Below are 13,608 nucleotides of genomic sequence, written 5' to 3' on the forward strand. Positions count from 1 at the left end.
CCTGCATCCATTCTGTCGCAATCGATCTCGATTCGCAGCGAGAGGGGCGGGCCTAAGGTCCTTAGATACTCTGGTTCTCGAAGGACGCAATTGTCACGGAACGAGTGGATGGAGTCGACAGGTGAGCACTGACCAGCGGAAGAGCGCGGCGCTGCACGTGGGCGTGACGTTCGCCATCGGTTTCGTGCTGCTCGCGATCGCCGTCAACACGACCGGAACCGTCAACACCGCCTTCCTCATCGCGGGCCCCGTGGCCGTCGGACTGTGCACCGTGGCGGCGATGGCCCGGACCGTCTTGGCCTGGCGCGCGAACGACGGCTGGCAAGTCTGGCAGGGCGCGTCGATCTTCCTGCTGGCGACCACCGTGGTCTGGGTCTTCGGCGCCGTCCCCGCTCTCGTCGCCTGACACGGGCGGGCGACTCTAGACCGACGTCTGCGCGTCGAGGCTGAGTTCTTCGGCGTCGAGCTTGTCCAGTACCGCGGTGAGGGCCTCGGAGCTGTACGTCGCGCGACGGCTCAGTTCGAGGAGGTGGCGGCGCTGTTCGTCGATGACGACGCGGCGGATGCGGCGCATGGAGTCGGCGGTGGCGATGCGCCGGTCGAGAACGTCGGGGGCGGTATCGGCGTCGTCGCCCAGGTCGGCGTCGCTGGCCGTCGCCTCCAGTTCACGGAGCGTCCGGATGCGCAGCGCCAGGTCGGGGTCGGAGCCGCAGACGGCGGGGTCGGACATCACCCGCTCGGTGAGGGCCGCCATCTCGCGCCCGAGGTCGCGACGTTCGACGTCCTCCTGGTCGGCGTGGTCGGGCAGGCGCATCCACCGGACGAACGCCCCGAGCGTCGTCCCCTGGATCACCAGTGAGCCGAGGGCGACGAAGAACGCGAGCAGCACCAGCATGGCCCGGTACGGAGTGTCCACGGGGAGCGTCTGCGCTGCCGCCAGCGTGACGACGCCGCGCATGCCTGCCCAGACCAGGACGAATCCCTCGCGGGCTCCGATCGACTCGGCGCGATAGTAGGCGATGTCGGCGAGCCTGCGGTCGATGCGCGTGCGCACCAGATCCGTCCGCCGCTCGGTGAACCGCTCGGGCAGGTCCGGCCCGGACAAGGTCTCCTGGATGCGCGCTAGGTGCTCTTCGCGGGCGATGATCCGTTGGGCCCGTCGTTCCACCCAGACGACGAGCGGCATCACCACGATGAGCCGGAACACGATGAGCAGCACGAACGCGAGCGCGGCGGGCCACGCCGCGTGCCACACCGTCTCATGCGAGGTCGTGACCTCGGAGACGAGCGCCTTGAGTTCCAGGCCCATCAGCAGGAACACGCCGCCTTCGAGCAGCAGTTCCACCATCTTCCAGTTCTGGACGTCGGACCTGCGGTGAGCCGCGGTGAGACGTCGGACGCCGACGCGACCCGCGACGAGTCCGGCCGCGACGGCCGCGACGAGGCCCGATCCCTGCACCAGTTCCGCGGGGGCGTATGCGACGTAGGGCGTCACGAACGACACGGCGGTCGCGACGGCCGGGTTGGAGATCCTCGCGCGCACGCGGACGATCAGCCAGCCGACGGCCGCGCCGACGGCGACAGCGGCGACGACCGCCCAGACGAACGACACGGCCACTCCCCAGAGCGACACGCTGGCCGCCATCGCGGCGATCGCGGCCCGCAACAGCACAAGGGCGCTCGCGTCGTTGAACAGGCTCTCTCCCGACAGCACGGTGATGAGCCGATTCGGGGCGCCGACGCGTTTGACCGTCGTCGTCGCGACGGCGTCGGTCGGGCTGAGGATGGCGCCGAGCGCGACGCCGGTGGCGAAGTCGGCGTCGGGCAGGATCCACATGAACACCGCACCGAGCCCGAGGGCGCTTACCACGACCAGGACGACGGCGAGTCCGCTGATGGCCTGCAGATCCCGTTTGAACTCCATCGTCGGCATCGCGACGGCCGCCGCGTACAGCAGCGGGGGCAACACCCCGACAAGGATGATCTCCGGGTCGACGTCGATCTTCGGGATGTTCGGCAAGTAGCTGACGACGACGCCGACCAGGACCAGCAGCAGCGGCGCGGCCAGGCGCAGGCGCGGCGCGAGCTGATTCGCGGCGGCGATCGCCAGCACGCACAGTACGACGACGAGGACGGCTTCCATGCGTCCCATCTTCTCGCATGACGGTGTCGCGATCGCCGCGTGGTGCGTGACCTGGTTCACAAGTCATGTGTCGCCAATGATCGTGCCATCGCCCATTGACAAGATCAATGAACGGTGTCACGGTAGTTACAGGAAGTTGCCTCGACGGACATCCCGTCGGCACAGCGAGAGGACACGCCATGACGTCGACCCAGCCGCGGCCCACCACGTACACGCCCCCGGCGAAGCAAGAGGCCACGCTGAACTACGAGCAGGTCCTCGACGACCTGTCGTCCGCCTCGGTGCACCGCAATTTCGACCCCTACCTCGACATCGCGTGGGACTCCCCCGAACTGGCGATCATTCCGGACGACCCGCGCTGGATCCTCAACTACGACGTCGACCCGATCGGCCGTCACCCCTGGTACCAGGCGCTCCCGGAGTCGGAGCAGATCCGTATCGGCATGTGGCGCCAGGCCAACGTCGCCAAGGTCGGACTGCAGTTCGAATCGATCCTGATCCGCGGCCTGATGCAGTACGCGGACCGTCTCCCCAACGGCGACAAGCGATTCCGTTACACCACTCATGAGGCCAAGGAGGAGTGCAACCACACCCTCATGTTCCAGGAGCTGGTGAACCGGATCGGCATGAAGACGCCGGGCATGCGCCGCTGGCTGCGGACGATCTCACCGATCATCCCGCTCTTCTCGACGCTGACCCCGACGATCTTCTACTTCGGCGTCCTCGCGGGCGAAGAGCCGATCGACCACATCCAGAAGGACTTCCTGCGCAGCCCCAAGTCGGACATGCACCCGGCCATGTCGGCTGTCATGGAGCTGCACGTGGCCGAGGAGGCCCGCCACATCTCGTTCGCGCACAATCATCTGCGCGCCACCATCCCCGCCAAGGGCAAGCTCACCAAGTTCACGCTGTCGGTGTTCATGCCGATCGTCATGCGCATCCTCTGCGACGCGATCGTCATCCCGCCGAAGGAGTTCGTCAAGGAGTTCGACGTCCCCCGCGACGTCATGGACGAGATCTTCTGGGACTCGGAGCAGTCCCGTGTGTTCCTGTCGGGTGTGTTCGGCGACGTCCGCATGCTGTCGGAGCAGTGCGGTCTGATGAACCCGGTGTCGCGCAAGGTGTGGCGTGCGCTGAAGATCGACGGCCGCGAGTCGCGTTTCCGCAGCGAACCCGCTTACAACGCGAGCTGACCCGCCTGTGCCTCACGTCGTAACCCAGGCATGCTGCGGCGACGCTTCGTGCGTCTACGCATGCCCGGTCAATTGCATCCATCCCACCCCGGACGAGCCCGACTTCGGCATCGCCGAAATGCTGTACATCGACCCGTCGACCTGCGTCGACTGCGGCGCGTGCGTATCTGCGTGCCCGGTCGGAGCCATCGTCCCGGGCCATCGCCTCGACGAGAAGGCCGCCCGTTTCGTCGACGCCAACGCCGCACACTACGGCTACACGCAGCGTGACGCCGTCCGGTTCCCCGTCCAGCAGGACTGGCGCCTGCCACTGGCGCCGATCGACAAGCCGAAGGCCGTGCGCGGCGGTCCGGCCGTCATCGACATCGCGATCGTCGGTTCGGGACCGTCCGCCATGTACGCCGCGGACGAACTGCTCAAGCAGCCGCGCGTGCGCGTCACGGTCTACGAGCGACTGAACCTGCCGTTCGGGTTGTCGCGCTTCGGCGTCGCGCCCGACCACACGTCGACCCGCCTCGTGATGGACCTGTTCGACGAGGTCGCGCGTCACCCGAACATCACGATCCTCCTCAACACCGAGGTCGGTCGGGACGTCACGCTCGACGAGCTCCGCGCGAAGCACACGGCCGTCCTGTGGGCCGGCGGTGCGCCGACCGACCGGCCGCTGCCCGTGCCCGGCGTCGACCTGCGCGGTGTGCAGAGCGCGACGTCGATCGTCGGCTGGTACAACGGCCACCCCGACTTCGTCGACGCCGGACCGGATCTGTCGACGGAGCGAGTCGTGGTGATCGGCAACGGCAACGTCGCGCTCGACGTCGCCCGTATCCTCACCGCTGACGTCGACGCGCTCGCCGACACCTCGATCTCCCGTGACGCGCTCGCCTCGCTGCGCGAATCGAAGGTCCGTGAGGTGGTCGTCGCGGCACGACGCGGCCCCGAACACGCCGCGTTCACGCTGCCCGAGTTGATCGGTCTCGCGGACGGCAGTGCACGAGTGTGGGTCGACCCCGCCGACCTCGTCGGCGCATCCGTCGACGGCGTCGACGATCCGACGATCGCCGCGAAGATCTCGCTCCTACAGGAGATCTCGCAGCGCGAGAGGCCCGCGGAGCCGTTCATCCGGCTCACGTTCGGGCAGACTCCCGTCGCGATCGAGGGTTCCGATTCGGCGACCGGCGTGCGATTCGCGCACGAGGGCTCCGAATCGGTCCTGGAGACCGGACTCGTCCTGACCGCCATCGGCTACCGCGGAGTGCCCGTCCCAGGCCTGCCGTTCGACGACGCGACAGGCACGATCGCGAACGTCGACGGACGTGTCACCGACACGCCGGGCGTGTACGTGACGGGTTGGATCAAGCGCGGTCCCTCCGGCTTCATCGGCACCAACAAGACCGACTCCGGTCAGACCGTCGCGAACCTCCTCGCCGACATCGAGGCCGCCTCACCAGGTCGCTGAGGACTTCCCCACCCCCGGTCGTTGAGCCGATTCCGAGGGCCTGTGCCGAGCGCAGTCGAGGTGCGATAGCCGAGGCATCGTGTCGAAACGACGCACGGTGCGCTGGGAATGATCCGCTGGATCAGCGTGCTCGACGCCGACCCTGTGGAATTCCCGAGAACCGTGCGGGGCGTCTGCTGCGTCTAAGCAGTAGAGGCCTCGCACGAGGCCGCGGGACGGGGGCGTCATGTCGGTTTTCGGGATCACTCCAGGTCAGGTCGCGCAGATCGCGGCCGATTGGAAGACGTGCGGCGCGTCGATAGCCGACGTCCGCGTCACTCCCCCGCCGGGTGGGTCGACGAGCCGCGTGGTCGCGGCCTGCGTCGAGTTCTGCGCGCAGGCGCGGCGGACCGCCACGACGGAGGCCGATCGCCTCACCGGTCTCGGCGACGCGCTGTCCAGGTTCGACGCACTGACCTCCGAATCGGACAGGGCGTCGGCGTCGGCGCTCGGCGTGGCATCGGCCAAGGGCCCGCGATGAGTCTCACCGTCGACGAGGTGATCGGCTGGGATCTCACCGGCCTTCCGGCGGCGGCCGCATCGTTGACGGTACTCGCCGACCAGCTCCTCGACGCCGGACGGGCCGCGGTGAACAGCGCGTCGTCCGACCCGGAGTGGCGAGGCGTGACGAAAGACGCCGCTCTCACCCGCATCACCGCCGTGCGGACCTCGCTCGGCCGGACCTCGCACACCGTCGACGACGCCGCGACCGCGGTGAAGACGGCGTTCACGCAGCTGTCCGACATGCAGGGCTGGCTGCGCGGAACCGTCGTCGGTCTGCGCGCGGAGGGCTACGTCGTGGCGGGCGACGGGACGGTGACGCACTCCGACGCCGACCATCGCGCGCGGGCGTTGGACGCGACAGAGCAGGTCCAGACCGTGTTCGACCGTGCCGTCGCGCTCGACGGCACACGGGCCGCGTCGTTGACCGGACGAGCGGCTCAGTTGACGGGCACCGACAAGTCCACGGTCGTGCTGCCGGACGGCGCCGCGCTCTCGCCGACCGACGCGGTCGCCGCGCTCGCACGCATGTCGGAGGCGGAGCGCCGGACGGCGTGGGAGTCGTTCTCGGACAGCGAACGCGACGAGATGCTGAAGTCGCGCCCGGCGGTGATCGGCAACATGAACGGCGTACCGTTCCAGACGCGGATCGTCGCCAACGAGATGACGCTGCGGGCGGCGTTGCGCGCCGCGGAGACACGCCGTTGGATCGACGGCGAGGACGATGCGAAGCGGCTCCGATCCATGCTGGCCGACGGACGGAAGTTCATCTCGCTCGACCTTCCGAACGGCCGGTTCGCCGAACTGATCGGCGAGATCACGCCGGCCACGACGAACGTCGGCGTGTTCGTGCCGGGCACGGGCACCGCGATCGACGACGTCGACTCGCTCCGGACGAAGGCTCAGTCGTTGAACAAGCAGTCGGGTGCGCCGATCATCGTCTGGGCGGACGCGGTGTTCCCGCAGATGATCGTGGGCGACCCGCGGAAGGTCTCGCTCGACCGGATGGCGGCGTCGAACGAGTTGGCCGTCGCCGACGCCCCTCGGCTCGTCGCGTTCGGGCGCGAACTGGACGCGGAGATCGCGACCACCGCGCCCGGCGCGAAGACCACGGTGATCGGCCACTCGTACGGCGGATCCATCGTCGGCTCCGCCGAACAGCTCGGCTTGCGCGCCGACCGAGTCGTGTACGCGTCGTCGGCGGGGACTGGCGCCTTCGACCACACCCCGTGGTCGAATCCGCAGGACGACGTGAAGCGGTACTCGTTGACACCGCCGGGCGATCCCATCCAATACGTGCAGGACGCGGGCCGAGCGGTCCACGGCGGCGACCCGGACACGATGCCGGGTGTCACGCGGATCGACTCGGGCTATCTGTCGGCGGACGAGGACGGGACCAGGCGCCTCCTGCAGGGTCTGGACTCCCACGGCGCCTATCTGGACGACCCCGGTTCGGACGCGTTCCACGCATTGTCGGACGTCATCGCCGGCCGTGAACCCGCGCCGTACGTCCATCGCACCGACGACGTGGCTCCGGGGACCGAGATCCCGCTCCGTGGGGTCGGCGCCGTCGGAGAGATCGCCGAGGACGTCGCCGACGGGGTCAAGGGGATAGTCGGAGGCCTGTTGAGGCTCGCCGGATGACGGAATTGTCAGAGGGTGTCGGCACAATGGTCGACATGCAGAGATCGTCGCTCGCCAGTGCCCTCGCCGTCGTCCTCGTCGGGACGGCCGTCACCGCGTGCACTCCGGCGACGGCCGCCCGCACCGACGTCGCGTGGTCGTCGACCTCCGTCCCGGCGTCCACGCACGTCGAGCGCGCGCCGTCGTCGAACGCCCCGACGAGCAGTGTCGCTTCGACGCCCGCCGCGTCCGACGCACTAGCGGCGCTCGCGGCGCTTCCGGTGAAGGGACGCGCGCCGAAGACCGGCTACAACCGAGCGATGTTCGGGCAGTCGTGGTCCGACGATGTGACCGTGGACGGTGGTCACAACGGCTGCGACACCCGGAACGACATCCTCAAACGCGATCTCACCGATGTGACGTTCAAACCGCGCACCCGCGACTGCGTGATCCTCACCGGGACACTGAAGGACGCCTACACGGGTACGACGATCGACTTCGTCCGCGGGCAGAACACGTCGTCGAAGGTGCAGATCGATCACGTCGTGGCGCTCGCCGACGCCTGGCAGAAGGGCGCCCAGCAGCTGACGTCGGAGGAGCGCACCGACCTGGCGAACGACCCGCTGAACCTGCAGGCCGTCGACGGTCCCACCAATCAGCGCAAGAGCGCGTCCGACGCCGCGAGCTGGCTGCCGCCGAACAAGAAGTACCGGTGCACCTACGTCACCCGGCAGATCGAGGTGAAGGCCCGCTATCACCTGTGGGTCACCGCGGCCGAGAAGGACGCGATGACCCGCATCCTCGAGAAGTGCTGATCCGACGTGCTCGGCCGTAGACGCACGCCTCACGAGGCGATCCGTTGACATTGTTCACGCTGGACATCGATCCTCCCGACGGGCTCGGACCCGGCGCCGCCCACCTGCCGGCCTGGCTCAGCCTCGACCAGCAGCGATGGCTGGTCGAGCAGTTCCGCGTGTGGGAACGCGGACCGGTCCCGATCCGCGCCGCGAAGGTCCGCGGCCACGAGATGTCCGTGCGCACCGTGTGTCTCGGCTGGCATTGGCAGCCGTACCAGTACACGCGGCGCGCGACCGATGTGAACGGCGAGGAAGTGCCGCCGTTCCCCGACTGGATGGTCCGCCTCGGACGCCGGGCGCTCGCCGACGCCGGGTACACGGCCGAGCAGGTGTCCGCCTACACACCCGACACAGCCCTCGTGAACTTCTACCACCGCGATGCCCGCATGGGCATGCACCAGGACAAGGACGAGATCTCAAGTGCACCCGTCGTCTCGCTGTCGATCGGTGACGCCTGCACGTTCCGCTTCGGCAACGTCGAGAATCGGAGCCGCCCCTACACCGATCTGCGTCTCGCCTCCGGCGACCTGTTCGTCTTCGGCGGACCAGCCCGGCTGGCGTTCCACGGCGTCACCCGCGTCCACCCGTCCACCGCTCCCGACGGCTGCGGCCTCGACGATGGACGCATCAACATCACTCTGCGCATGACAGGCATGACCGACGACAGGAGCGACTGATGGACGACGGCCTCGTGATCGGTGACGACGGGCTCGCGCGCCCGGCGTGGGCCGCTGTCGATCCGATGCTCCGCGAGTACTACGACACCGAGTGGGGCATGCCGGTGACCGACGAACAGGGCGTGTTCGAGCGAGTGTCGCTCGAGTGTTTCCAGTCGGGACTGTCGTGGGCGACGATCCTCCGGAAGCGGCCCGCATTCCGGGAGGCATTCGACGGTTTCGATCCCGACGTCGTCGCAGGGTACTCCGACGCCGACGTCGAACGCCTCATGGGAGACGCCGGGATCGTCCGCAACGGAAAGAAGATCAGCGCGACCATCGCCAATGCCCGGGCGACGATCGATCTGCGCGCCGACGGCGGCCTGTCCGCGCTCGTCTGGTCGTTCCGACCGGCCGAGACTCCGGAACCACGACGGTTCGACGAGATCCCGACGACGTCGCCAGAGTCGGTCGCGCTGTCGAAGGAGTTGCGGCGCCGCGGTTTCCGGTTCGTGGGTCCGACGACGATGTTCGCTCTCATGGAGGCGATCGGGATCGTCGACACTCACCTCGTCCACTCGCATCGCCGTGGGACGTCCGGAGTCTGGACCACGACGCCGCAACCTCAAGTCTCGGTTGACGGTTGACCGCGGCGGCGGTCGACGGCGGTACGCGTCCACACGTGAACATCGCATGACGGCCACGCTACGACTCGCGGAGCCGCACGCCTCCCACTACGATTCGTGCAGGTGAGCACCACACCCATCGATAGTGAGGCTTACCTCACATTGAGGTCGGATTGTGAGGCCGTGCGAAGACCGAGATCTCAGGAACTTTTCATGTAACGATTCCGGGGCAACAAACGATTGCACTCCCCTCGAAAGGAATCATCATGACCTTCCCGGCCCTGACCCAGTTCTTCAACGACCTCACCATCTTCGGCGGCGACTTCCTGTCGTTCTCGTTCACCATCGGCCTCGGCAAGTAGGTCGTCCACCGCGGGCGACGGCGTCCGGAGTGGTCGGAGGACCCCGGATTCCGTCGCCCGCGGCACCCGCTGTTATAGTGGGCTTCGGTTCACTTCGGTGACATCAGGGGCTATGGCGCAGTTGGTAGCGCGACTCGTTCGCATCGAGTAGGTCGGGAGTTCGATTCTCCCTAGCTCCACACATAGGGCCAGGTCAGGAAACCATTCCGACCTGGCCCTACTTGTCTTCGCAGACCGATCCGTCAGTTGTCCAGCACCTGCAACGCAAATACACGTGGACAACCGAGATCACTCCGACTGGGTACGAGAATCCGCTGCGGAGCTGCGCGGCGTACGGAATCCTGCGTACTACGAGTCATCGATTCGCGAGACTCCCGACAGAGATGGGCTGGAGCCCGGAGCATGACCAACCCTCAATTCAGGCTTTGGACTCGAGGACGAAGCACCTGGTGCAACCAAGAAGTCGCGGGCGCCAGGCACTACCGGCAATCAATCGAGCGGCTGTTCTCTCCTGCATGGAATCGCGATGGAGAAGAGCTCCGCACCGACGTCGAACTGGTCCCCGAGCCCGACAACGAGTATGACTCGAACGCTGTCGCTGTTTGCGTCGACGGATCACGTCTCGGACATCTCCCTGCGGAGGTCGCGTCACGGTGGGTACGGACGATCCGCAGGATCACAGATTCTGACTGCACAGCCACAACTAGTGGACGCATCTATCTGTCGGAACAAGATGATTGGTCCGACTGGTCCGCAACAACGCCGTCGAAGAGGATATTCGTCCGATTCGACATTCTCCTGCCGGAAGATCCGAACGATGCGATCCCGCTCAACGATCCGCCGCCCAGCCCGCACATCCTGCTCCCGAAGGGTGGAATCGTGCAGGTGACCAAAGAAGCCGAATACTTCGACACTCTGCATGAGCACGTCCCTGAGTCCGGACATGGATTGCTTTACGCGACCCTCCACCGCGATTCCTCGACCACATCACGTTCGTCCCGCGCCGTCGTCGCCGTGCACATCGACGGCGAGAAGATCGGTGAACTCACACCGGCCATGAGCGCGAAATTCCTCCCGATGATCGATCACCTCAGCGCACGTACGGTGATCCCGGCGTGCTGGGCAGATATCACCGGCTCCGCTGTAGCCGCTGAGGTTCGGATCGACGCAGTCAAAGCCCACGAAGCCCCCGACGAAGTCCTCGAAGGCGCTCCAGTCATACCCATTCCGATCCTTCCCGAGCACGTGACGAACTGGTGGTACGACATTTCGACGCCACGGCAATACCGGCCGCGCACTACGGCGATCTTCGATCCGTCCGGGTTTCCGCGAATCGGCTCGAACCGACCGATGTCGCGCTAGCCTCGCGGCTGACTCCGCTCTCAGCTCGGGCAGTAGACCCCCGGACGTCCCCGAACCGCTGCGAGCCGCGACGTCTGCTCAACGTCCGTGGGGACGGTCTCGCATCCGCTGAAGGAGCCAACCGACGATCGCCGCCGGGGTGCCCGGTGTTGTCGGAACGGGCGTGTGACCGGCCAGGTGACCGGCGAAGTCGACGTGGGAGCCGTGTGAGCGGTAGACGTCGACGAGCTTCGACACGAGCGGATACGGTGCGACGCCGTCGACGTAGCCCGCGTCGATCCGGATCGGGAGGCCGCGCGGGAAACGCAGGGTCGCGACGTCGTTGGCCGCCACAACGCGCACGAGGGCGTGCTTGAAGCGTTCCCCACGGGGGCCGAGCATCTGCGACGGCGCGAGGCCGCCGAAGGAGTCGCGGGCCGTCAACCGTCCGTAGCAGCGCGTCTCGACCTGCCGCATCAACTGGGACGCACGACGACTCAAACCGCCGTCGGACGCGAGCCGCGCGACGGCCGGGTCGGCCGCCGAAGCGCCGGAGATCAGCAGCGCGGCCAGACCCGTGAGATCGGCGATCGGTCCCCCGCCGACCGGAGACTCGGCGATGGTGTCGACGATCGTCCCCATCTCGGTCGGCGGTGTCACCGCGACGACGGCCTTCAGCCGGAGTCTGCCCCATGCGGACGCGGGCTGGGCGGCGGCGAACAACGACGCGACCGCGCCCTCCGAATGCCCGGCGACCACGACGTCGCGTCCGATCCGGCGATCGCTCGCCGCGACCGCGCGGGCCGCGTCGATCACCGAGGTCGCCAACGACGACCCGATCAAGTACGGATGGGGCCCGGGTCCACCGATGCCGTCGAAGTCGGGTCGGACCACTGCGAAACCGGCGCGCAGCAGGCCCTGGACGATCGCGTCGCCGGAGGTCATGTGGGCGAGTTCCGGATCACCTCGACGCGCGAGGGACGGCGCGCACGCGTCCGCCGCGCCCACGGTCATGTGACTCCACACGGCGAGCGGCCAGCCGGACGTCGGCGGCGCGGACCGCGGCAGCAGAAGCGTGCCGGTCATCGTCGTGGGGCGGCCGCGAACCGACGTCGATCGGTACCGGATCAGGGTCGTCGACGCGGCGGCAGGCAGCGCGACGACGGTGTTCGTCACCGTCGTCCGCTCCACGACCCTGGGCGCGCCGTATGCAGGCGGCGCCCCGACGAGGCCGACCACGACGGCCGCGACGAGGCCCGCCGCCGCGCGGATCATCGCTTGCTCGGAATCAACCCGATGGTCCGCCCCGGCTCGCGGTCCAGTCGATCGAGCGCGTCGCGGAAGAACCGGGCGACGGGCGCGAGCTGACTGCGATCCACCTTGTCGATGGTGTCGGCGTCGTCGTACATGTACAGCGGCCCCGAGATGAAACTGACGACCGGAACCCCCGCGACCAGCAGGAACGACGCGTCCGTCGGGATGCCCATCCGAATCAGCTGGAACGGGCTCGCGTTCAGCATCGTCGTGGCACGCACGTCGTTCCGCGTCAACGACGACGCCAGCGACCCCTTCAGTCCGAGATTCACGTTCTCGAACAGCCCCTTCGTCTCCGGCTGATCGGTCGTGACCAGTCGGCCGTCGGACGCCCGCTTCGCGTGCCGCCCGACGTGCTCGATGGTCGTGTTGGCGACGATGTTCCACGGCGTCCGCTTGCCGACGATGTACTTGTCGACGAACGCCTGGTGCGACTGGTATCCGGTGAAGTGCGTGTCGAACGTGGCGAACATCAGACTCTTGCGGCGCGGCCGGTATCCGGTCCGCTCAGCGAGCTTTCCGTAGTGCTCGGCGAGCGCGATCACCTCGGCGGTGCCGGTGGCGTCCTCGACGGCCCCGGCCGTCACCGAGTCGTGGTGCGACTGCACCATCACGGTGTCGCGGGTGGTCCCGGGCAGCATCCCGACGACCGTCCGCCCCGTCACCGCGCTGCGCGTGACCGTCAGGTCGATCCGCGCGCGGTTGCGGTTGCGCGCCAGGAGCCCGCGCATCTGCGCGCCCGCCGACCGCGTGATCCACATGCCGGGGATCCGCATGGCGAGCTTCCGGTAGTACTCGTTGTGGTACCGGTTCGAGTTGAAGTAGTCGCTGAGCACTCCGACGAAGCCGACGGCGCCCGCGTTCTGCGCGGCTCGGACCGTCGACTCGAGCGACGTGAGGTACGGGTTCGCGGTCAGCATGACGTCCGGGTCGAGCAGTGTCCCGTCCGGGTCGTTGATGTACTCGGTCAACGGCAGCAGTCCCGCCGTCGGGAGGAGGAACGCGAGGTCGAACATGACGATCTTGCCGCGGACGTCGTGCCCGTCGACCTTGCCGCCGCGGATGTCGACGACCGGAGCCGTCAGTCCGTTCGCACCGGTCGTGCGGGTGCCGGGCCCGGCGTTCGCCGGGATGAACGAATGCGAGACCGGGAACGCGTCGATGCGGGTCCGCCCCACCCGAAGGCCAGGGTTGGACGGCTTCCAGTCGTACGAAGTGACTTCCTCGAAATGCACGTCCGACAGTCCCGCCGCGCGGAATCGCTGAGCGACGTAGTCCGACGCTCGACGCCCGGCCTGCGATCCCGTGGTGCGCGGTCCCATGTTCACGAGGTCGCGGACCGTCGACATCATCGAGTCCGCGCCGAGCGGTCCGCTCGGGGCCGCGGACGCCTCGGGAAGCACCGTTCCCGAGACGACTACCGTTGCAGCAGCGACCACCGCGACGAGGGCCCTGCCCCGTCCGACTACCTTGGAGAACACCGATGTCCCTCTTTCC

At 67.7% G+C, this 13,608-nt stretch carries 11 protein-coding genes, 1 tRNA gene and 1 pseudogene; 10 read left to right on the forward strand and 3 right to left on the reverse strand.

All coding sequences use genetic code 11. The features are described from left to right. Nucleotides 1-121 precede the first annotated feature (121 nt). Nucleotides 122-406, forward strand: coding sequence for a hypothetical protein (locus GYB83_RS07025; RefSeq protein WP_161894827.1), 285 nt, complete (start codon nt 122-124; stop codon nt 404-406). Nucleotides 407-421: 15 nt separating this feature from the next. On the opposite strand, the gene GYB83_RS07030 is transcribed toward GYB83_RS07025, so the two are convergent. Further along, nucleotides 422-2,203 carry a cation:proton antiporter gene (locus GYB83_RS07030; RefSeq protein ID WP_371865013.1) on the reverse strand — a complete coding sequence of 594 codons (1,782 nt, stop codon included), beginning with the start codon at nt 2,201-2,203 and terminating at the stop codon, nt 422-424. A gap of 119 nt (nt 2,204-2,322) precedes the next feature. Here GYB83_RS07030 and GYB83_RS07035 point away from each other — a divergent pair, with 119 nt between their 5' ends. The 9 genes and pseudogenes from GYB83_RS07035 (at nt 2,323) to GYB83_RS07075 (ending at nt 10,818) form a co-directional block, all read left to right on the forward strand. Continuing rightward, nucleotides 2,323-3,336: an AurF N-oxygenase family protein gene (locus GYB83_RS07035; RefSeq protein ID WP_186349734.1), complete on the forward strand. Its 1,014-nt coding sequence runs from the start codon at nt 2,323-2,325 to the stop codon at nt 3,334-3,336. A 7-nt stretch (nt 3,337-3,343) separates the two neighbouring features. Then, a complete protein-coding gene (locus GYB83_RS07040; RefSeq protein ID WP_161894828.1) occupies nt 3,344-4,792 on the forward strand; it encodes an FAD-dependent oxidoreductase in 1,449 nt (482 codons plus the stop codon). A gap of 226 nt (nt 4,793-5,018) precedes the next feature. Beyond that, nucleotides 5,019-5,312, forward strand: coding sequence for a hypothetical protein (locus GYB83_RS07045; RefSeq protein WP_161894829.1), 294 nt, complete (start codon nt 5,019-5,021; stop codon nt 5,310-5,312). Then, nucleotides 5,309-6,976, forward strand: a complete 1,668-nt coding sequence (locus GYB83_RS07050; protein WP_161894830.1) for an alpha/beta hydrolase — start codon at nt 5,309-5,311, stop codon at nt 6,974-6,976. Before GYB83_RS07045 ends, GYB83_RS07050 begins: the two co-directional genes overlap by 4 nt. After that, a pseudogene (locus tag GYB83_RS07055) lies at nt 6,973-7,767 on the forward strand (HNH endonuclease family protein); the annotation flags it as partial. The gene GYB83_RS07050 and the pseudogene GYB83_RS07055, both read left to right, overlap by 4 nt. 47 nt (nt 7,768-7,814) lie before the next feature. Continuing rightward, nucleotides 7,815-8,489 (forward strand): alpha-ketoglutarate-dependent dioxygenase AlkB family protein, encoded by a 675-nt coding sequence (locus GYB83_RS07060; protein ID WP_161894832.1) that lies wholly within the window; start codon nt 7,815-7,817, stop codon nt 8,487-8,489. Next, complete coding sequence (locus tag GYB83_RS07065) at nt 8,489-9,115, forward strand: DNA-3-methyladenine glycosylase I (RefSeq protein WP_161894833.1); 627 nt, start codon at nt 8,489-8,491, stop codon at nt 9,113-9,115. The genes GYB83_RS07060 and GYB83_RS07065 overlap by 1 nt, the downstream gene beginning before the upstream one ends. 447 nt (nt 9,116-9,562) lie before the next feature. Then, nucleotides 9,563-9,635 (forward strand) — tRNA-Ala (locus GYB83_RS07070). Between the two features lie 223 nt (nt 9,636-9,858). Beyond that, a complete protein-coding gene (locus GYB83_RS07075; RefSeq protein WP_161894834.1) occupies nt 9,859-10,818 on the forward strand; it encodes an HIRAN domain-containing protein in 960 nt (319 codons plus the stop codon). A gap of 78 nt (nt 10,819-10,896) precedes the next feature. Here GYB83_RS07075 and GYB83_RS07080 read toward each other — a convergent pair whose 3' ends face one another. Both GYB83_RS07080 and GYB83_RS07085 read right to left on the reverse strand, forming a co-directional pair. Then, complete coding sequence (locus tag GYB83_RS07080) at nt 10,897-12,072, reverse strand: lipase family protein (protein WP_161894835.1); 1,176 nt, start codon at nt 12,070-12,072, stop codon at nt 10,897-10,899. Further along, nucleotides 12,069-13,592 carry a M28 family metallopeptidase gene (locus GYB83_RS07085; protein ID WP_161894836.1) on the reverse strand — a complete coding sequence of 508 codons (1,524 nt, stop codon included), beginning with the start codon at nt 13,590-13,592 and terminating at the stop codon, nt 12,069-12,071. The genes GYB83_RS07080 and GYB83_RS07085 overlap by 4 nt, the downstream gene beginning before the upstream one ends. Nucleotides 13,593-13,608 lie beyond the last annotated feature (16 nt).

The sequence above is a fragment of the Gordonia spumicola genome, from assembly GCF_009932475.1.
In the GTDB taxonomy this organism is placed as follows: domain Bacteria; phylum Actinomycetota; class Actinomycetes; order Mycobacteriales; family Mycobacteriaceae; genus Gordonia; species Gordonia spumicola.

Bases quoted from the DNA above. Each gene is read 5' to 3' on its own strand.
- GYB83_RS07050 (WP_161894830.1), top strand. From the start codon at position 5,309: ATGAGTCTCACCGTCGACGAGGTGATCGGCTGGGATCTCACCGGCCTT.
- GYB83_RS07080 (WP_161894835.1), bottom strand. From the start codon at position 12,072: ATGATCCGCGCGGCGGCGGGCCTCGTCGCGGCCGTCGTGGTCGGCCTC.
- GYB83_RS07065 (WP_161894833.1), top strand. From the start codon at position 8,489: ATGGACGACGGCCTCGTGATCGGTGACGACGGGCTCGCGCGCCCGGCG.
- GYB83_RS07045 (WP_161894829.1), top strand. From the start codon at position 5,019: ATGTCGGTTTTCGGGATCACTCCAGGTCAGGTCGCGCAGATCGCGGCC.
- GYB83_RS07075 (WP_161894834.1), top strand. From the start codon at position 9,859: ATGACCAACCCTCAATTCAGGCTTTGGACTCGAGGACGAAGCACCTGG.
- GYB83_RS07035 (WP_186349734.1), top strand. From the start codon at position 2,323: ATGACGTCGACCCAGCCGCGGCCCACCACGTACACGCCCCCGGCGAAG.